18 protein-coding genes are annotated in these 20,045 nt (G+C 40.9%); 8 read left to right on the top strand and 10 right to left on the bottom strand.

All coding sequences use genetic code 11. The features are described 5' to 3' along the window. Positions 1–35: 35 nt before the first annotated feature. Complete coding sequence (locus tag J4E06_RS04085; protein WP_349522767.1) at positions 36–677, bottom strand: 4'-phosphopantetheinyl transferase family protein; 642 nt, start codon at positions 675–677, stop codon at positions 36–38. Between the two features lie 73 nt (positions 678–750). Here J4E06_RS04085 and ahcY point away from each other — a divergent pair, with 73 nt between their 5' ends. Both ahcY and J4E06_RS04075 read left to right on the top strand, forming a co-directional pair. After that, the gene (ahcY, locus tag J4E06_RS04080) at positions 751–2,067 is read left to right on the top strand and encodes an adenosylhomocysteinase (RefSeq protein WP_349522766.1); all 1,317 of its coding nucleotides are present in this window, start codon (positions 751–753) and stop codon (positions 2,065–2,067) included. 164 nt (positions 2,068–2,231) lie between these two features. Next, entirely contained in the window at positions 2,232–3,344 is a 1,113-nt protein-coding gene (locus tag J4E06_RS04075; RefSeq protein ID WP_349522765.1) for a D-TA family PLP-dependent enzyme, read from the top strand. A gap of 131 nt (positions 3,345–3,475) precedes the next feature. On the opposite strand, the gene rpmA is transcribed toward J4E06_RS04075, so the two are convergent. The 3 genes from rpmA to J4E06_RS04060 all read right to left on the bottom strand — a co-directional run bounded on the left by rpmA (position 3,476) and on the right by J4E06_RS04060 (position 4,868). Continuing rightward, positions 3,476–3,736 carry a 50S ribosomal protein L27 gene (gene rpmA, locus J4E06_RS04070; RefSeq protein WP_349522764.1) on the bottom strand — a complete coding sequence of 87 codons (261 nt, stop codon included), beginning with the start codon at positions 3,734–3,736 and terminating at the stop codon, positions 3,476–3,478. A 26-nt stretch (positions 3,737–3,762) separates the two neighbouring features. After that, complete coding sequence (gene rplU / locus J4E06_RS04065) at positions 3,763–4,317, bottom strand: 50S ribosomal protein L21 (RefSeq protein ID WP_349522763.1); 555 nt, start codon at positions 4,315–4,317, stop codon at positions 3,763–3,765. 95 nt (positions 4,318–4,412) lie between these two features. After that, positions 4,413–4,868, bottom strand: a complete 456-nt coding sequence (locus J4E06_RS04060; RefSeq protein WP_349522762.1) for a DUF4199 domain-containing protein — start codon at positions 4,866–4,868, stop codon at positions 4,413–4,415. A gap of 183 nt (positions 4,869–5,051) precedes the next feature. Between J4E06_RS04060 and J4E06_RS04055 the strand changes: the two genes are divergently transcribed. Further along, positions 5,052–6,374, top strand: a complete 1,323-nt coding sequence (locus tag J4E06_RS04055; protein ID WP_349522761.1) for a M16 family metallopeptidase — start codon at positions 5,052–5,054, stop codon at positions 6,372–6,374. Between the two features lies 1 nt (position 6,375). Beyond that, positions 6,376–8,448, top strand: coding sequence for a M16 family metallopeptidase (locus tag J4E06_RS04050; RefSeq protein WP_349522760.1), 2,073 nt, complete (start codon positions 6,376–6,378; stop codon positions 8,446–8,448). Between the two features lie 170 nt (positions 8,449–8,618). On the opposite strand, the gene J4E06_RS04045 is transcribed toward J4E06_RS04050, so the two are convergent. Continuing rightward, complete coding sequence (locus J4E06_RS04045) at positions 8,619–10,730, bottom strand: TonB-dependent receptor domain-containing protein (protein WP_349522759.1); 2,112 nt, start codon at positions 10,728–10,730, stop codon at positions 8,619–8,621. 65 nt (positions 10,731–10,795) lie between these two features. Further along, complete coding sequence (locus J4E06_RS04040; RefSeq protein WP_349522758.1) at positions 10,796–11,119, bottom strand: hypothetical protein; 324 nt, start codon at positions 11,117–11,119, stop codon at positions 10,796–10,798. 227 nt (positions 11,120–11,346) lie between these two features. Between J4E06_RS04040 and J4E06_RS04035 the strand changes: the two genes are divergently transcribed. After that, positions 11,347–11,781, top strand: a complete 435-nt coding sequence (locus J4E06_RS04035; protein WP_349522757.1) for a BAR domain-containing protein — start codon at positions 11,347–11,349, stop codon at positions 11,779–11,781. Here the strand turns inward: J4E06_RS04035 and gldD are convergent, their stop codons facing one another. The 4 genes from gldD to mutY all read right to left on the bottom strand — a co-directional run bounded on the left by gldD (position 11,782) and on the right by mutY (position 15,351). Further along, complete coding sequence (gene gldD / locus J4E06_RS04030) at positions 11,782–12,339, bottom strand: gliding motility lipoprotein GldD (protein ID WP_349522756.1); 558 nt, start codon at positions 12,337–12,339, stop codon at positions 11,782–11,784. Beyond that, positions 12,329–13,639: a gliding motility-associated protein GldE gene (locus J4E06_RS04025; protein WP_502877333.1), complete on the bottom strand. Its 1,311-nt coding sequence runs from the start codon at positions 13,637–13,639 to the stop codon at positions 12,329–12,331. The genes gldD and J4E06_RS04025 overlap by 11 nt, the downstream gene beginning before the upstream one ends. 26 nt (positions 13,640–13,665) lie before the next feature. Continuing rightward, the gene (locus J4E06_RS04020) at positions 13,666–14,127 is read right to left on the bottom strand and encodes a single-stranded DNA-binding protein (RefSeq protein ID WP_349522755.1); all 462 of its coding nucleotides are present in this window, start codon (positions 14,125–14,127) and stop codon (positions 13,666–13,668) included. A gap of 186 nt (positions 14,128–14,313) precedes the next feature. After that, positions 14,314–15,351, bottom strand: a complete 1,038-nt coding sequence (gene mutY, locus J4E06_RS04015) for an A/G-specific adenine glycosylase (RefSeq protein ID WP_349522754.1) — start codon at positions 15,349–15,351, stop codon at positions 14,314–14,316. A gap of 124 nt (positions 15,352–15,475) precedes the next feature. Between mutY and J4E06_RS04010 the strand changes: the two genes are divergently transcribed. The 3 genes from J4E06_RS04010 to J4E06_RS04000 all read left to right on the top strand — a co-directional run bounded on the left by J4E06_RS04010 (position 15,476) and on the right by J4E06_RS04000 (position 20,044). Beyond that, positions 15,476–15,766, top strand: coding sequence for an HU family DNA-binding protein (locus tag J4E06_RS04010; RefSeq protein WP_014032385.1), 291 nt, complete (start codon positions 15,476–15,478; stop codon positions 15,764–15,766). Positions 15,767–16,036: 270 nt separating this feature from the next. After that, entirely contained in the window at positions 16,037–17,587 is a 1,551-nt protein-coding gene (locus tag J4E06_RS04005) for an Rne/Rng family ribonuclease (RefSeq protein WP_349522753.1), read from the top strand. A gap of 87 nt (positions 17,588–17,674) precedes the next feature. Further along, positions 17,675–20,044 carry an amylo-alpha-1,6-glucosidase gene (locus J4E06_RS04000; RefSeq protein WP_349522752.1) on the top strand — a complete coding sequence of 790 codons (2,370 nt, stop codon included), beginning with the start codon at positions 17,675–17,677 and terminating at the stop codon, positions 20,042–20,044. Position 20,045: the final 1 nt, after the last annotated feature.

Raw genomic sequence — 20,045 nt, 5'->3', positions numbered from 1 at the left:
CTATGGTTTCCTGGCAAAACTACGAAAAGGATTCATCATCCTCCCATCATTTTTAAGGCGTACACACAGGTAAATCCTTCAAACTCCAAAAATTCCACTTCGTAATGCGATTTTTTGCCTTGGTACATGATCTCGGCCACGGTTCGGGTATCCTCAAAAGTGAAGTCCATTACGTTAATGTGCCTTAAAAAGCTGAGACCTTGCTGGGCACAGATTTTGTACAATGATTCCTTGGCACCCCAAACGATGGTCAATTTTCGCATCAATGCTTCCGAATTGGCCAAAGTCTTGTATTCTTGAATGGGTGTGAATTTATGTGCGATTTTCAATATTTTATCACGCTGCTTCTCAATATCGATGCCCACTTCATCACTTTCGCTAATGATGATTCCGGTAAAGTTATGGGAGTGCGTAATGGAAATATAATTTCCATCTTTAAGATGGGGCTTCCCAAAGTCATCGTAATAAAGGTCGTAATCTACATAACCAGCCTCTGCCATAAGGTGTCGAATGCTCAAAAAAGCCCTTCTATGAGCTTCTGATTTCATGCCGTCCATACGCTTTTGACAGTGCTCCGTAAGCTCCACGTCTTTTGAAAGTTCGGCCTCCGGCTCGGTAACCTTCCAGATATAAACTTTAGTGGTTGGTGAAACTGTTATTGTTTTGTAAACGGGCATGAACTAAAGTTAAGCGAATTTGTATCTTTGTGCTCTATTTAAGCGAAGCTACAAAAGTAAATTTATAAAAAGTATGAGCACAAAGACAATTCCGTATGTACCTTACAAAGTAAAGGATATCTCTCTTGCAGATTGGGGAAGGAAAGAAATTGAGCTTGCCGAGGCCGAAATGCCAGGACTTATGGCTCTGCGCGAAGAGTACGGCAGCGAACAACCTTTAAAGGGTGCTAGGATTGCCGGTTGTCTCCACATGACCATTCAGACTGCTGTGTTGATCGAAACCTTGGTCGCACTCGGAGCAGATGTTACCTGGAGTTCCTGCAATATCTTTTCCACGCAAGACCATGCAGCTGCCGCTATCGCTGCTGCTGGCATCCCGGTTTATGCTTGGAAGGGGATGAACGAAGAGGAATTTGACTGGTGCATTGAGCAAACTTTGTTTTTTGGCGAGGACAGACAACCCCTGAACATGATCTTGGATGATGGTGGCGACCTTACCAATATGGTTTTGGACCAGTATCCAGAATTGGCCAGTGGTGTAAAAGGACTATCGGAAGAAACCACAACAGGAGTGCACCGCTTATACGAAAGAATGAAAAAGGGAACACTCCCAATGCCGGCCATCAACGTGAACGATTCCGTGACCAAATCCAAATTTGACAACAAATATGGGTGTCGCGAAAGTGCTGTGGATGCTATCCGCAGAGCTACCGATACCATGTTGGCGGGTAAACGTGTGGTTGTTGCAGGTTATGGCGATGTTGGAAAAGGAACTGCTGCCTCTTTCCGTGGTGCGGGTGCCATTGTTACCGTGACTGAAATTGACCCGATTTGTGCTCTGCAGGCCTGTATGGACGGTTTTGAAGTGAAAAAACTGGAAACCGTAGTGCCCAATGCCGATATTGTTATTACTACAACAGGTAACAAAGACATTATCCGTGAAGAGCATTTTAGAGCCCTTAAAGACAAAGCTATTGTTTGCAATATTGGGCATTTTGACAACGAAATAGATATGGCATGGTTGAACGGAAACTATGGGAACACCAAAGATGAAATCAAGCCACAGGTGGACAAATACACCATAGATGGAAAAGACATCATCATTTTGGCCGAAGGTAGACTGGTAAACCTAGGTTGTGCCACCGGCCACCCAAGTTTTGTTATGAGCAACTCGTTCACCAACCAGACCTTGGCACAAATTGAACTTTGGAAACATAGTGACAAATACGCCAACGAAGTGTATATGCTACCCAAACATTTGGACGAAAAAGTAGCCAAATTGCACTTGTCGCGTTTGGGAGCTGAGTTGACCGAGCTTAACAAAGAGCAAGCAGACTATATCGGTGTAAAAGTAGAAGGGCCATTCAAGCCGGAATATTACCGATACTAAGCACAAATGCTTTATAAAACAAAAACCCATGGCGAAACCATGGGTTTTTTATTGGGCTAGTTTTATGAATCAACCAAATAGAAGCAAAGTAATAGCTTCGTTAAATAATAATCCTTCCAATCCCTTTATGATTATTACCTTTATTCGTTCAAATGTGAAGAAATATGAACAGCAATTGGTACACCATACAGAATATTGATACAGTAGATTCACCATCCATAGTCTTATACTCGGAAAACCTCAAGTTTAACATCGACCAGATGATAGCTATGGTTGATGGAAACACGGAACGATTGATGCCTCACGTAAAGACCAATAAAATGCCCAAGGTAATGGAGCATTTGTTGGCGGCTGGGATTTCCAATTTTAAATCTTCCACTATTTCCGAAGCGGAAATTGCAGCCCAAGCTGGTGCCAGGTCCGTTTTGATCGCACACCAATTGGTGGGGCCCAAAGTGGAACGCCTTATGGATTTGGTAAAGCATTTTCCAGAAACCCAGTTTTCTACCATTTTGGACAACGAAGACAGCGCTGAGCTTTTGAACCAGAAAGCTTTGGCGGAGAGTTTGACCATCGATATATATATAGATATCAACAACGGAATGAACCGTTCCGGTATTGAAGTGGGCAAGGAACTGGATGAGCTAATGGTATTTCTCAATACGTGCAAGGCTCTTTCTTTTAAAGGATTTCATGTCTATGATGGACATTTGCGTGACCCTGATTTTTCCGATAGGAAAACCAAAATTGAAAAGGGACTGGAAATTGTCAGCACCTATTTTAAGGCTGTTCAGGAAAAATTTCCAGATGCTCAAATGATTTGCGGCGGAACCCCCTCGTTTACTTCCCACTTATTGGAGGAAAATAGAATTACCAGCCCCGGGACTTGTGTTCTTTGGGATTGGGGTTACGGTGAAAAATTGACGGAGCAGGATTTTAAACCTGCCGCTCTTTTGGTGACCCGAATAATTTCCAAACCTACGAAAGGAGTCTTAACCGTTGATTTGGGTCATAAATCCGTTGCCGCTGAAAACCCGATTGACAAAAGGGTCAAATTTCTTAATCTAGAGGATTACGAATTGCTTTCACAAAGTGAAGAACATGGTGTAATCAAGGTAAAAGAATGGGACAAATACAAAGTCGGAGATGTTTTTTATGGCATTCCGTATCACATTTGTCCCACTATTAATCTACATGATCAGGTTTCTGTAATCGAAAACGGTAAAAAAATCGACACTTGGGAAATTACTGCTCGAAAACGAAAGCTTATGTTCTAGACCAAGTCCAAGAAAGCTTTTCAACCTCACTCCAATATCACCATTAGGTTATAAAACCATTAAAAAATGATGGAAAGCAAAAAAGGCTCCGCAAATGCGGAGCCTTTTTTATGATATATTGTTGTTGCTGGTTAAGCTTCAAAAGGTTCGATGGAAACGTAAGATTTACCACCAACTTTCTTTTCAAACTTAACAACACCATCTACCTTGGCGTGCAAAGTATGGTCTTTTCCTGCGTATACATTGTCGCCAGGATTGTGCTTGGTACCACGTTGTCTAACAATAATGTTACCAGCAGTTGCTGCTTGACCACCAAAAATCTTAACACCTAAGCGTTTCGATTCTGATTCTCTACCGTTTTTTGAACTACCTACACCTTTCTTGTGAGCCATGATATATAAATTTTAGTTCTTTTCTTTTATTTGCTTAACGCTTCGATCAACTCGGCTTTCTTCATGGAAGAGTAACCGGTAATTTCTTTGGCTTTTGCCATTTCCTTCAATTCAGCAACTGTTTTGGAACTCAAGTCCTCAGCTGCTTTCGGAGCTGCCTTTTTCGGAGCTTCCTTCTTTGGGGCATCAGCTTTTTTCTCTGCCTTTTTGGGTTCGGCTGCTGGTTTTGCCTCAGCCTTAGCTTTTGCAGGAGCAGCTTTTTTGGCGCCTTTTGCTACAATACCTTCAACAACGATTTCGGTCAAATATTGCCTGTGACCGTTTTTCTTCTGGTAACCTTTACGTCTTTTCTTTTTAAAGACGATTACCTTATCTCCTTTAAGGTGTTTTACAACTTTGGCCTCTACAGCCGCACCTTCTATGACCGGGGCGCCAATGGTTACGTTATCACCATCTTCCAAAAGAAGAACTTTGTCGAAAGTAACTTTTTTACCTTCTTCTTCTTGCAAACGGTGAACGTACACTTTTTGGTCTTTTGCAACTTTAAATTGCTGCCCTGCCATCTCTACAATTGCGTACATAATGCGTTAATTAGATTAAAATTACTGCGCTTTATCAAAATTAGCGGGTGCAAATATACTGCTAAATCATTAATCTACAAGTATTCTTACTTGATTTAGCCCATAATTTTTTTGGAATTATTGCTTGTTTTAAAGAGTTGCATAAAAGACAAGGTCAAAACCAAAGTAGTGGCAAAGCCCATAACGGCCACCGTAAAAAAGACAATTCCCTGAAAATTCTTGTAATCTCCGGACCAGGCTGCGGAGAGTTTATCCAAGAAGGTATTATCCAATTCCGTCGCATAAAACGCAAAGAAAATGGTAAATAGCAGCGTGGCCACAAAACCAGTGGTAATGCCGGCCGTGAACCCTTTTCCATAGCTAAAGCTTTTGCCTTGCCTTATTTTGGTGTACTTAATTGTCTCGTAAATACCAAAGCCCGTGATCAGGCCATTGAAAAGGCTATAAAAAACATTGGTGTGCTTTCCCATTAGGGCCAGGATCAAAAAATAGGCGATCAGCACAGCACTGGTAACTATTCCGAAACGGATGGGAAGGGTTAAATTTTTCATATTTCAATTTTTGGATTTATTGTATAATTTACTGAATGTTTGCGAATTATCCCAAGTTTAAAGCCCTAAGACTTTTATAAAAAAGCAGATGTTTAGAAAATATTCTATATTTTGCGTAACATCATTCGAGAAATCGATACCAACCTCTTAGCAACATCAATTTATAAATACTAACTATTTACAATGAAAAAACATTTGTTTTCCGCATTTACTATGCTCTTTGGAGTGGCGCTGCTTTCGGCACAGGAGGTAGTTTTTGAAGAGTATGATCTGGACAACGGTCTCCATGTGATCCTGCACCAGGACAACGGAGCCCCTGTAGTTACCACATCGGTTATGTACCATGTGGGATCTAAGGATGAAGACCCCGAAAAAACCGGTTTTGCCCACTTCTTTGAACATCTATTGTTCGAGGGAACCAAAAACATTGAACGAGGTGAGTGGGATCAAATTGTAGCTTCCAACGGAGGAAGAAACAATGCGAACACCTTCTTGGATCGCACTTATTATTATGAGGTATTCCCCTCCAACAGTTTGGAAGTTGGCCTTTGGCTGGAATCTGAACGTTTGATGCACCCAATCATCGGACAAGTTGGCGTAGATACCCAGAAAGAAGTGGTACAAGAAGAAAGAAGACTCAGAACGGACAATGCCCCCTACGGTGCATTTTTTGAGCAAATCTTGAAGAATCTTTACACCGACCACCCGTACCGCTGGGGCGTGATCGGATCTTTAGACCATTTGGCTAGCGCCACCTTGGATGACTTTAAAAAATTCAATCAAACCTATTATGTACCCAACAACGGGGTTTTGGTCGTAGCTGGCGATTTTGATATGGATGAGACCAAAAAAATGATCGAAAATTATTTTGGCCCTATTCCAAGAGGTACCGAAATAAAGCGCCCAAACGTAAAAGAGGAGCCCATTACGGAAACCAAATTTGCGAAATACTACGACCCTAACATTCAAATTCCAGCAATTCTTTTGGCCTATAGAACGCCGGGGCAAGGGCAAAGAGATGCCTATGTCATCAATATGATTTCTACTTATTTGAGCAGTGGGGAAAGCTCCAAACTCTATAAAAAATTGGTCGACGAGAAAAAAATGGCACTGCAAATACTGTCCGTACCCGTTGATGCCGAGGATTATAGCTCTTACATTGTCGGTGGACTTCCAGTTGGTGACAATTCCATTCAGGATATCAAAAAGGAAATCGACGAAGAAATCTTAAAACTTCAGATGGAATTGATTTCAGAAAAAGATTATCAAAAGCTTCAAAACAAGTTCGAAAACCAATTTGTAAATGCCAACAGCAGCGTTGAAGGTATCGCCAATTCATTGGCCGAAAATTATATGCTGAAGGATGACACCAACCTCATCAATACAGAAATAGATATTTACCGTTCCATCACCCGTGAGGAGATCATGGAGGTAGCAAAAAAATATTTGAAGGTAAACCAACGATTGGAGTTGGAATATTTACCAGAACAAAAAGACGCTAATTAAAATGAAAAAGTATTTAGTTTTAGCTGCGCTGTCACTGTTTATGACGGCCTCATACGCACAAATAGACAGGAGTACACCACCAGAAGCTGGCCCTGCTCCAAAAATCAACTTAAAAGAGCCGGCCCGTTTTGAACTTAAAAACGGTTTGAAGGTGCTTGTTGTGGAAAACCACAAATTGCCCAGGGTTCGTATTCAGCTATCCATAGACAACCCCCCCATTTTGGAGGGTGACAAAGCTGGGGTAGCAGCGCTTACCGGAAGTATGTTGGGCAAAGGGTCCAAAAACATTCCCAAGGACGAATTCTACGAAGAAGTAGATTTCTTGGGTGCCAATATCTATATTGGTGAGCAAAGTGCCTTTGCAAGTTCCCTCTCCAAATATTTTCCTCGTATTCTCGAGTTAATGGCCGATGCCGCACTCAATCCAGACTTTTTGCAAGAAGAGTTTGAGAAAGAAAAAGAGAAAATCATAACAGGAATCAAATCCGAGGAAAAAGATGTTTCTGCCATTTCGGATAGGGTACAAACAGCTTTGGCCTACGGCAAAAACCACCCGTTTGGCGAATTTATGACCGAGGAGACGGTTAACAATGTGACCCTACTCGATGTTGAGCAGTTCTATCGGTCCTATTTTGTTCCCGCCAATGCTTATTTGGTCGTAATTGGTGATGTTGAGTTCGAAACCGTAAAAGAGTTGGTGACCAAGGCATTTACACCTTGGTCCAAGGCCGTACCACCATCGCTTTCGTACTCCGATCCAAAAGATGTACAGTACACACAGATCAACTTTGTTGATGTACCCAACGCCGTGCAATCCGAAGTAGCGGTTGAAAACATCACAAACCTTAAAATGAAAGACGAAGACTATCTGGATGCACTCTTGGCCAATAGAATCCTGGGTGGTGGTGGACAAGCTCGTTTATTCCAAAATCTAAGGGAAGACAAAGGGTATACCTACGGTTCCTATTCTGGTCTAAGGGCCAATAAATTCAGCCCAATGCGATTCAACGCCTACGCACAGGTCAGAAATGCCGTTACCGATAGCTCGGTGGTCGAAATCTTGAAAGAGATAGATAAAATTACTTCGGAGCCCGTATCCGATGAAGAATTGGCAAACGCAAAGGCCAAATATGCAGGTAGCTTTGTAATGGCGCTGGAAAAACCAGAAACGGTCGCGAATTATGCTTTGAATATAGAAACCGAAGATCTTCCAAAAGATTTTTATGAAACCTATTTGGAACGATTGGATGCCATAACAAAGGAGGACGTACTAAAAGCTGCCCAAAAACATTTTTCAACTTCCAACGCCCGTGTAGTTGTAACGGGAAAAGGAACCGATGTTTTGGAAAATCTGGAAAAAGTCAACTTTAATGGTAAAACTATCCCTGTACTCTTTTATGACAAGTATGCCAATAAAACGGAAAAGCCAAACTATGAAGCTGAGATTCCCGAAGGTGTAGATGCCAATAGGGTTTTGGAAAACTATATTGAAGCCATTGGTGGCAAATCAAAACTGGAAGGTGTGGATTCTTACTCCATGATGGCCGAAGCCGAAATGCAGGGCATGAAACTGGAACTTGAGATGAAAAAGACATCCCAAGATCAATTTTTGCAAAACATCAAGGTACAGGGCAACTCCATGCAAAAGCAAGTTTTGGATGGTGATACTGGATATATGGTGATGCAAGGTCAACGTAAAGACCTTTCTCCAGAAGAGATTGCAAAAATCAAAGAAGAATCTGCCGCTTTTCCCGAATTGAATTACTTGGCAGCGGGAGATGTTTCATTGGAAGGCATTGAGCCCGTGGGTGACAAAAAAGCCTACAAATTGAAGATCAGTGATGGTAAAACTGCTTTCTATGATGTGGAGACTGGACTTAAAGTACAAGAAATCAACACCCAAGAGGTTCAAGGTCAACAAATGACCAGCACTATGGGCTATGGTGATTACCAAGAAGTATCCGGTATTAAGTTCCCATTTAAGTTAATGCAAAGCATGGGACCTCAGAATATGGAGTTTATCGTAAAAGAAATTAAGGTAAACGAAGGGGTAGAGGCATCAGACTTTAAATAAAAAAGGTTTTTAAATGGCATAAAAGAGGTCTAAAAAGTAAGGCGATGTCATATTGAGCTTGTCGAAATATTTTCAACTAACTGATAATCAATACCGGTTTCGACAGGCTCAACCTGACAAATCAAATTATGAAGACTTTTTAGACCTCTTTTTTATTGTTCATCAATTTGCTAAAAACTGTATTGTATAAAAGCAGATAGATTTCTTCCAGGATCATTGATGGGCACCCTGCCATAATCCGCTTGGTTCACAAAAGAGAAATTCAAATGGTTATTGTAGTTCTCATCAAAAATATTGGACGCTGCGACTCCAACCGTTAAATGTTCAAAGGGTTTTGCCCCAAAACGCAAATCCATTACCCCATAACCATCGGTAGTTTGCTCTCCAAAGGAATTAGCAATATTGGATTGTTCCGAAGTAAGTGTATAGGTTGCCCTAGCCCACAAAGTTTCCTTTTCAAAACTTAGATTAAAACGGGTCACCAAAGGTGGAGTCAATGGCAAGGATTCATCCAGATCTTGATTCTTTGCGTACACATAGGATAGTTCTGTTTTAAAGGCAAAATCTTCCAAGAAGGCCAATTCTCCAAAAACTTCAAACCCTGTTTTGTAGGCATCATTCAAATTGGTGAATCTTTTTACCTCTGTAGGCTCTGCCATCGGCATATACTTTTTATCCAATGATGGGTCTATCACAGGAACAATATAATTGTCATAGATAGAATAATACACAGAAGCCCCATAATCCAATCGGTTGAAAGCATATCCCTCAAAACTGGAATTCGCTTTAACGCCCAGTTCAAATTGATTGTTCACCTCGGCATCCAAATAAGGGTTACCTACATACTCGTAAGGATCTTGCCCAACCGTAAAATGGTTGATGAAGCGCTCGATCATATTTGCGGAACGCACTCCTCTACCGTAGGCCAATTCCAATAAAAGATTGGATGTGGCCATATATTTAAATGATGCTGTTGTACTAAAGTTATGCTCCGTTCGTGTATCCAAATCGGGATATTCGGCAACAAAATCATCCGCTGGCGCATCCGTTTTCGATCGCACCATGTCATACCTCGCCCCAACATTCAACAAAAACTTTTCTGATAAGGGGTATTTCCCTTCTATAAACGCTCCATAATCATCAATTTGGGAATCTTGCCAAACCTCATCTACAAACTCCATGGGAGTGGGCAGCAAATCACCGTTCATATTCCTTTTCACCAAACGTGTTCTATTTCCAGTTCTTCCTACCGAAAATGCGTCCAACCCAGTATAGAGTTTTAAGTCGTCAATAGGTCTCCATTCGAGTTCGACCCTACCACCAACAGTAAGGGCATCAACTTCTGATACCGCCTCCGTCATCATAAAAGATGGCCTTAGTTCGTTGGTCATTACATGGTCCACTTTGGAACGATACACCTTTGCGCTCAATGCTTTTAAACCATCAGAAATATTATCCAACTTATAATCTACAGAAAGCACATTGCTATCATCTATTTCTGTATCCATGGGTAATCCGGCATGCAATACATCCCTTCCAAAAGATTGCCGAAACCCAAGTTGGATTCTTTGGTCCTCTGTTGGGTTATAGCCTACCTGAACCCCATAATCGGTACTCTTGAACGAGGAAGGAACTTCATTTCCATCACCATCTTCATAATTTCCAAAATCACGAAATCCGAAATTGAGGTTCGCATCAAACTGCTCCCCAACATACTTTAGGTTGGCAAAACTTGTAATGGCATTTCCGTTGTTCTCACCTCCAAAATTCACTTTACCATGATATCCTTTTTCTTGTTTTTCAACTTCTTGAGTCACCAAATTTACAATACCGCCAAAGGTGGGCCCGTATCTAAAGGTATATGGTCCTTTAACCACTTCTACCCGTTCTATCTCTTCTGGGGTAACATGGGTGGTAATCGGGTCCATCCTATTGGGACAGGCGTGCATCACCTTGGTTCCTCCATTAAACTGAACATTGAGCTGTTCATATTGAGAAGCCCGAAAAGAGGGATCTATGGCATAATTACCACGTTTGATCAGGCTAAATCCGTTGATATCCTTAAAAAGATCGGCCACATTTTTAGATTGGACAATTTTCTTCTCCGGCTCACTTTTGAAGGTAGAAAAAACCGGGTCTATTTTCCTTTTCCCCTCTACTAGAACCTCATCCAATTGTACTGGTTTTTTTGTTAGGGAATCTTGCGCATTTGAAACTTGCGCGTAGGACATGGTAGTCCCTAAAAGCAAAACACAAAGTTTTGCCAGTGCACTTTTATTCATTTTTGATGTTATGTTTAAGATTATACATGTTCGGCAATGGGTGTTTGCCGCTTTTATTGTAAACCTTAAATCATGGGTGGCTTTATAAGGGTATCACTAAAGTGATATGAATAGGAATTTGTGTAATAGCATGGGTTCATCTCATTCTCGTGGCTACTTGGTAAATTGTAACCAGGTATCTCCATAAAAAACACCAAGACTTCTTCCCAGCCTATTACTGGCAATGGCTCCTCGTCCTCCGCTTGAGCACGCAGCATTTGTGCCAACATACATTTACCATCACAGTTAAGTTCCGGTTTGTCCTTGTTTTCGCAAAGTTGTTCTATAAACCCTTCCCTATCCAAGCTGTAATAAACATACATGGATGAAAAGCGCAGATTACTGATCATTATCAAAAGAATGAAAAGCGATGAAAATCCAATCCGCCTAGGTACAGTATGTGAAGATTTATCCAATACTCTCTTACTTCTTAATCAAAACAACAAGCGAATTTAAGGATACCTAAAATTCTATTATGTGACCAAAGTCACTTTTATTGTTTATTTGAATATTTAGCTTTAATCCCTCATTTTTACTATCGCAAATAGTTAAATTTGAAGACATAATTTTAGACACCATGAAAAAACTTTTTTCAATCCTTATCTGTACTGTTTTGTTGTTGAGTTTCTCCTGTAAAGAGGAGAAAAAAGCCCCTGATGGTTCCACTCAAATGAAAAAAGTGATGGCCATTCATGATGAGGTAATGCCTAAAATGGGCACCATTGGAAAATTAGTGGGAGAGCTTAAACCAAAAGTGGATTCCACTGAAACCGGAAAGCAGTACGAAGTAGCCATGAAAGACCTTCAAGCCGCCAATACGGCCATGATGGATTGGATGAAAGAATTTGGTGACCGTTTTGATCACGAAGAAATACTGGAAGGTAAAGAACTCTCCGCAGAAAAACAGCAATGGCTGGATGAGGAAGAAGAAAAGGTAAAAGTGGTCAAGGAAAAAATCAACGGCAGTATCGCCCGTGCCGAAGCCCTTTTGGCCAAGGACACAGTTCAGTAATTATTTTTTCCACCGCAAGCTTTCCATAATTTTTCTGATATCGTTCTGTAAATACATTGCTGCGGGAAGAATGGAATCGTAATTGGGTTTTGCGTAGAAATATAGCGAGCCCGTCACAAAGTGATTGATGCTATCGGTTACGTAAAATTGCGATTGGGATGCCGCATTTCCACTTACTTCGTAGAACATTCCGTAGACATTCTCACTAGGATTGATATACTCTTTAGGCGCAATATTATCCGCTTTTACTACATGTTCATACGTGAGTTTCTGTGCATCAATGAGCAACTCTCGTATATTACCGTCTACTTTTTTATATGTTAAAAATATGGAGCCATTCATCATAGGGTAATCCAGAACCAAGGAGCAATCTTTGTTTTCTTTAATGTTGGATAAGGTGTTCTGCTCAAAAGTGTATACGCAATCCGAGTTGGCCAATGCATATTCCGCTGCCGGATAATCCAATCGAAGCATAGCGTTGGGCTTGGGCAACACCTCGTCTTTACAACTTACCAAAAGTGTTGCTGCAATTACAAAAAACAATATGCTATGCTTCATGGGGCAATGTTACTTTTATACGTTTCAACCTTTTTTTGTCCATACTCTCCACAATAAACTTGTAGTCTTTGAACAAAACCTTCTCTCCTATTTTTGGGAAACTACCCGATATTTCCAATACAAACCCTGCTATGGTTTCGGATTCGCCTTTTTTATTCTCGAACTCCTCTTCCTCTTCGATTTTTACAACACGGTAAAAGTCCTTCAGGGCGGTTTTACCGTCAAACACATAGTTGTGGTCATCCAATTTTGAGAATACCAGATCCTCATCATCAAATTCATCACTGATATCGCCCACAATTTCTTCAATAATATCTTCCAAGGTTACAATGCCAGATGTTCCTCCGTATTCATCCACCACAACGGCCAAGTGATTCTTCTTATCCTGAAACTCCAACAACAAATCGTCCAACTTCTTGTTCTCTGGCACAAAGTAGGGTTCACGGATAAGCGTCATCCAGTTAAAGTTCTTCCTTTCTATGTAAGGCAAAAGATCCTTTACATAAAGAACGCCCATAACGTTGTCCATATTTTCCGCAAAAACAGGAATCCTGGAATATCCGTTCTTTTTAATTTCCTCCAGCACTTCAAGGAACTTCATTTTTTCGTTCAGAGCGAATATATCAATTCGCGGTCGCATTACCTGTTTGGTATCGGTATTTCCAAAGGTTACAATTCCCTCAAGTATTTTTTGTTCTTCCTTGGTGGTGTCGCCTTCAGAGGCCAGTTCGAGGGCTTGGGAAAGATGGTTAATGCTCAAATTGGATTTTTTCTTCCCCAACTTATCCTCCATAAAAAGGGTTACGGACCGCATCGGGGAGCTTAAGGGCGTAAAAATATAATTCAATCCTTTTAATGGGACTGCCATAAAATGCGAAAACTGCACTCGATTACGGTTGGCATATATTTTTGGCAGGATTTCCCCGAACATCAAGATCAGAAAAGTAGCCACTACCACTTCCAGCAAAAATCGGAAGGTTCCGTCGATTCCTTCAAAAATGGTATCCCCGATGGAACTGAACAGCAATACAATTCCGATATTGATGGCATTGTTGGTGATAAGAATCGTGGCCAACAACTTTTTGGGCTTTGTCAACAATTGCACGATCAATTTGCCTCGGGAAGAATTGCTCTCCTGCATTTCGTTGATATCGGTCTGTGACAGACCAAAAAGAGCAACTTCTGCGGCCGAGATGAAAGCTGAGCCAGCCAAGAGCAATACAAGCAAAATAATTTTTAAAGTGAATATTCCACTTAACGCGGTAAAGTAAAATGCCAAACAATAGGGCTCGGGATCCAATTTAATATTGCTTTTTAGTGTTTTATTTAGAATGGTAGGTCATCATCCTCTTCCTCCGAATTATCGACAGGTGCAGCAGGGCTTTCAGCCTTCGATGGCTCTTGGTAGTTAGCGGACGAACCTGATGATTGTGCATTGGCCATGCTTTCCTTTTTGGTGGTCAAAAAAGTAAAGTCCTGTACGTGCACTTCGGTGGTGTATCGGGTATTACCGTCCTCACCTTGCCATTGCCTGTTTTTTAAACGGCCCTCCACATAAACCTTGTCACCCTTGCTAAGGTACTTTTCACAAATTTCAGCGGCCTTGTTGCGCACAACAATATTGTGCCAATCCGTATTGGTCACTCTTTCGCCGGTTTGCCTATTGGTATAGGTCTCGTTGGTGGCCAAAGGGAATCTGCCGATACAGTTTCCGCCTTCAAAATAGTGCATTTTTACTTCGTCTCCCAAATGCCCGATCAGCATTACTTTGTTCAATGTTCCGCTCATATCTCTCTTAATTAACGAACTCGTCTTAAGTTATCCGAATCCGCTGCAAATTTATCTTTTGCACCCATTTTTTACCTTTTTATCTTTCCGTAGCTCTGCTATGCAACTCAAAAAAGCCTTCAAATGGGCACAAAACTTTACATTTTCGCTTGAATCCAACAACTCAAGACCAGTTCATCAAAAGTACTAAATTTTCAATGTCTTGATGAAATCTGCTATCAAAACTGGTACTGGAAAATCACCTATTTGTTTCCATGGTGTTCCTTCCTTTAATATATGAGAAGTTTTTAGGATCCAAAATTGTGTGTGCAAATGTTGATGTGATAGTTTGTGCACAATGGGTTCAGTATTATATAATGATAGGGATTCCACTGCCGGAACATCATCCTTCTCCTTGATCAACGGCTGCAATGCGCCAGGCTGAAGCTTTTTCTCCGACTCTATCAATGGAAACTGATATAAATTCTGCCAAATTCCCTTTCCCTTTCGTTGCTCTAAGATGGTGTTTTCGTTTTGATCCAACAATACCAAATAGTTAAAGTAGCGATTTCTAACCTTGGTTTTGTTCTGTTTTACTGGCAAAAGGTCAACTTTATCTTCTTTCAGGGCAACACAACTGTCTTGAAGCGGGCACAACAAGCAGTAAGGTTTTTTGGGCGCACATTGTATGGCACCAAACTCCATTATCCCTTGATTATAGTCTCGAATGTTAGCTGCATCCATTACTTCGCGGGCAAGTTCTTTAAAATATTTGATGCCTTGGGTGCTATTGATAGGTATTTCAACCCCAAAATATCGGGACAACACCCGATACACATTGCCATCAACAACGGGTTCCGGTACATCGAAACAAAAAGATGCAATAGCACTAGCGGTATAATCCCCAACTCCCTTTAAGGATTTTAACTCTTTATAAGTCTTCGGGAATTCCCCGTTAAAATCCTCCACGACCATTTTGGCCGTGGCGTGCAAATTGCGTGCCCGGGAATAGTATCCTAGGCCTTGCCAAAGTTTTAATACTTGTTCCTCTGGTGCACTCGCAAGATGAAAAACCGTTGGAAAAGCTTCCACGAACCTGTAATAATAGGGCATTCCCTGCGCTACCCGTGTTTGTTGAAGTATAATTTCCGACAACCAAACTTTATAAGGTTCACGTGTTTGTCTCCAAGGAAGATCACGTTGAAATTGAAGATACCAATCCAGTATTTTTCGGGCAAAAGTCATTAGAGAAAGTAATAAAGTTCAAATGTATTAGTTTATATACTTAAAATTAAAGGGTTAAAGGGAAAGATTAATTTTAATGTTTATATTTGCAAGCCGAAAAAAATTAGAAAATTAATAAGACGAAATGACGAAAGCAGATATTGTAACTAGGATCTCAGAAAAACTAGGTATTGAAAAAGGAGATGTGCAAGCGACAGTAGAATCCTTTATGGAAGAGGTGAAATCATCCTTGGAGAATGGTGATAATGTTTATTTAAGAGGTTTTGGTAGTTTTATCATCAAGACCAGAGCGGAGAAAACAGGTAGAAATATTTCCAAGAACACTACCATTAAAATTCCTGCACACAATATTCCTGCATTTAAGCCAGCCAAAGTTTTTGTGGAAGGCGTAAAGACTAATGTACAAGTAAAATAATATAATAACACACTAAAGCAAGAGCCATATGCCGAGTGGAAAGAAAAGAAAAAGACATAAGGTAGCTACGCACAAGCGCAAGAAGCGCAGAAGAGCTAACCGACACAAGAAAAAGTAGTTGTTTCAACTACTTTTTCGTTTTACCCAATTACGTTCTTTGACATAGAGATTCAAGAAACGAATTTCAATCGGTTCGAAAAATAACCGATACTATATATTGTTTAATCATTTATCCCAAAATTCATGTGGGATAAATAAAAATCGATTCAGGTGAATAGAGAATTAATAGTAAGATCTACGCCCGATGCAGTCGATTTTGCCTTACTAAAGGATGGAAAATTAGTAGAATTACACAAAGAAGAAGACAACAACAACTTTTCCGTAGGGGATATCTTCCTAGCCAAGATCAGAAAACCCGTTACAGGCCTAAATGCAGCATTTGTCAATGTAGGTTATGAAAAAGATGCGTTCCTGCACTACCACGACCTGGGCCCGCAACTGTCTTCCATGTTGAAATTCATTAAACAAGCTAGAACAGGGAAACTAAAAGATTATTCCCTGAAAAATTTTCCGTTTGAAAAAGACATTGACAAGAATGGCAGCATTAACGATGTGCTAAAAGCCAATCAGTCACTACTGGTACAAATAGTAAAAGAACCCATATCAACAAAGGGACCAAGAATCAGCTCTGAGCTTTCCATAGCCGGGCGTTTTTTGGTCATGGTGCCTTTTTCCGATAGAGTCTCGGTATCCCAAAAAATAGCGAGCAAGGAAGAAAAGGACAGACTTATTAGACTTGTAAAAAGTATTAAGCCCAAGGGATTTGGAGTAATCATACGTACCGTAGCAGAAGGCAAAAAGGTTGCAGAGCTGGATAAAGATCTTCAGAACTTGTTTTCCAAATGGACAAACATGTGCAAGAAATTGCAGCGGGCGTCACATCCATCCAAAGTTTTGGTGGAACTGAACAGGGCGTCATCCATCCTTAGGGATGTCTTCAACGATTCCTTTACCGGAATTCATGTTGATGAAGAAACACTCTACAACCAGATCAAGGATTATTTGCATGAAATTGCACCTCAAAAAGAATCCATTGTAAAGTTGTACACCGGTTCGGCCCCGATTTTTGAAAAATTCGGGATAGAACGTCAAATCAAGACTTCATTTGGCCGAACAGCTTCCATGAGCCGCGGGGCTTATCTTGTCATAGAGCATACCGAGGCTTTGCACGTAATAGATGTAAACAGTGGCAACCGCTCCAACAAGGCGAAAAACCAAGAAGATACCGCACTTGAAGTAAACCTATTGGCCGCAACCGAAATTGCAAGACAATTGCGTTTGCGCGATATGGGCGGAATAATTGTGGTAGATTTTATTGATATGACCAAAGGTGACCACAGACGAAAATTGTTTGACCACCTTAGGGACGAAATGAAGGACGATAGGGCAAAACACAAGATTTTGCCACCCAGTAAATTCGGTCTTGTACAAATTACAAGGCAAAGGGTTCGTCCGGAAATGAATATCAAAACCAGTGAGGAAAACCCAAATGGTACAGGGGCCGAAGTTGAAGCTCCAATTGTATTAATCGACAAAATTCAGTCAGATTTAGAGCGAATCCTTAAGCCGGAACGCAAGAACAACGGAATTGTATTGAACATTCATCCGTTTATTGCGGCATACCTTACCAAAGGATTCCCTTCTATCCGTTCCAAATGGTTCAAAACCTATAAGAAATGGATTAAGATACAACCTAGGGATGCCTACAAATATCTTGAATATCGTTTTAAGGACAAGGACGGCAAAACAATACGCCCATAATACAAAGCGACTCCAGAAATGGGGTCGCTTTTTTTGTTTTTACCAGTTTAGTGCAAAACAGTACTTTTGGTATACAACATCCTTACCATGAAAAAACTATTATCCACTCTATTCAGTTTGTTTATTTTGGCATGTTCCCCAAAAGCCGAACAGTCTTTGAACAACCTTTTAAAGGATTCCACTAAAATAGAAGGTAAAAAGAACTACTTGGGTTCCCCTTATGTTACCGCTGGCAACAGGGTATACATGGTTGGCCATCAAGATGGAACCTTTCCTGCTCTAGGCTGGCATATAAAAGGAGAAATGGGGGGTATCTGGAACCACCCTATAAAACTTATGGACGGTTTTGATGTCGAAATGGTTGTGAATGGTCAAGTTTTGGCCTTGAGCAAGGCCTCTGAGTTTGTAAACTACCCGTACGCAAACAAACATTTATTCGAATTTAAAGAAGAAGATCTTATTATTGAGCGGATTCAATTTGTACCTGATAGCGTTCAGGGCATTCTAATCCAGTTTGTCATCAAAAATAACAATACCAAAAAAATTGATGGCAACGTAAAATTTACTGGTCATACCAACTTGCGGCCAACATGGCTGGGAGAGCGCTCCAATATGGTGGACTCCAAAGATTCAGCGGCTTTCCATGACAACTATTGGATAGTTAAGGATAGTGTAAATACTTGGTACACTATTTTTGGATCGGACCAAAGACCCATTTCTTCTGATGAACTTAAAAATTCCGAGAAACCCAATGGTGTCTCCAATTCACTTGAATTTGTTGTTACGATTCCGGCAAAATCTGAGAAAACCTTAAATATTGCCATAGCCGGCTCATACGATTCCCGTACAGATGCCATTAACACCTACAACAATATTTTAGAAAACTTTGTTCCTATGGCCGAAGCAAAAAAAGCTCGTTACAAGGAACTCGCGAACCAATCCAAGCTTACCATACCGGACAAACACCTACAAGACACCTTTGAATGGCTCAAGTATAATTGTGACTGGCTTGTACGAACGATTCCCGAGATTGGTTCGGGGATTGGTGCAGGTATACCTGATTATCCCTGGTATTTTGGGGTGGACAGCGAGTATGCACTTAAAGGGTATATGGCCATTGGTCAAGATAAAATTGTGGAGCAAACAATCCGGCTTTTGGACAGTGTTTCCATGGCGGTGAATAGCAATGGAAGAATTCTTCACGAAATGTCTACAAACGGTGTTGTTTTCAATAAAGGAAATATTAATGAAACTCCTCAATTTGCATCATTGATATGGGAAATCTATAAATGGAACGGCGATAAAGAATTTCTGGCAACATATTTTCCAACGATAAAAAAAGGGTTGAAATGGCTATTGGAGGAAAACGATGACAATAAAAATCTATTTCCTGATGGTTTTGGCATGATGGAAATACACGGTCTCGACAGTGAAATGATTGATGTTGCTGCTTACACGCAAAGAGCTTTTGCCGATGCCGCACTTATGGCCAGGGAGTTGAACGAAACTGAATTGGCCAGGGAGTATCGGAAATTGGCGGATCAGCTAAAGGAGAAAATAAACACTGAATTTTGGTCGGAAACCTTTCAATCCTATGCAGATTTTATTGGAACGGACGAGCAGGCCCTGAAATTAATAGAAGATGCCTTGGTCAGGGCAGATACGCTCAACAAACCATGGGCAATTGAAGAACTTGAAACTACTAAAAAACAAATTTTGAGCAATCCATCGAACGAGCCCAGACCCTTTGTTCTTTACCACAATTGGGTAGTAAACACTCCCATGGAAATGGGTATAGCCGATTCTACCAAAGCAATAGTGGCTTTGGACAACGCAAAACAATTTACAAATCCTTTTGGGGTATTCGTCACAGGTATTGATCGCGATGAGACAGCTGGTGATGACTCCGGCTCCTTCAAGGGAAGTAAGGTATTTTCTTATACCGGTGCCGTAATGACATTGCCCACCGGTGTCCAAGCCGTAGCCGAAAATAATTATGGCAGGCCAAATGAAGCTTTGGATTATTTAAAAAGAATGTCCCGTTCCTTTAGCTACGCATTACCTGGAAGTATCTATGAGGTTTCTCCCGACTATGGCATGATTACCCAAGCGTGGAACATTTATTCCTTTGCCGTGCCCATTGTAAACCAGTTCTTTGGAATCAAACCTCTGGCGCACCAAAAAACAGTAGTGATTGAGCCTCAACTGCCCAAAGAGTGGGACAACGCTGCCCTCGAAAATGTTAAGGTTGGGGATAACATCATCTCGATATGGCGCAGTCAATCGGAAAGCGGCCATCAAATCAAAATCACACAAACACAACCTGATTGGAAAATTCAAGTTGTGTTACCAGATGATGGTTACACCGCGCAAGAGGGGGATGCTCAAACCGAAACCAAAAATGGTAAGACGGTATTTACTTTTACCGAAGCAACCATGGTTGTTGGCAAAAACTAGG

This window comes from Allomuricauda sp. NFXS6 (assembly GCF_040148835.1).
Lineage (GTDB): Bacteria > Bacteroidota > Bacteroidia > Flavobacteriales > Flavobacteriaceae > Flagellimonas.
The sequence above is the reverse complement of the archived record's forward strand: the minus strand, read 5'-3'. Positions and strand labels throughout refer to the sequence as shown.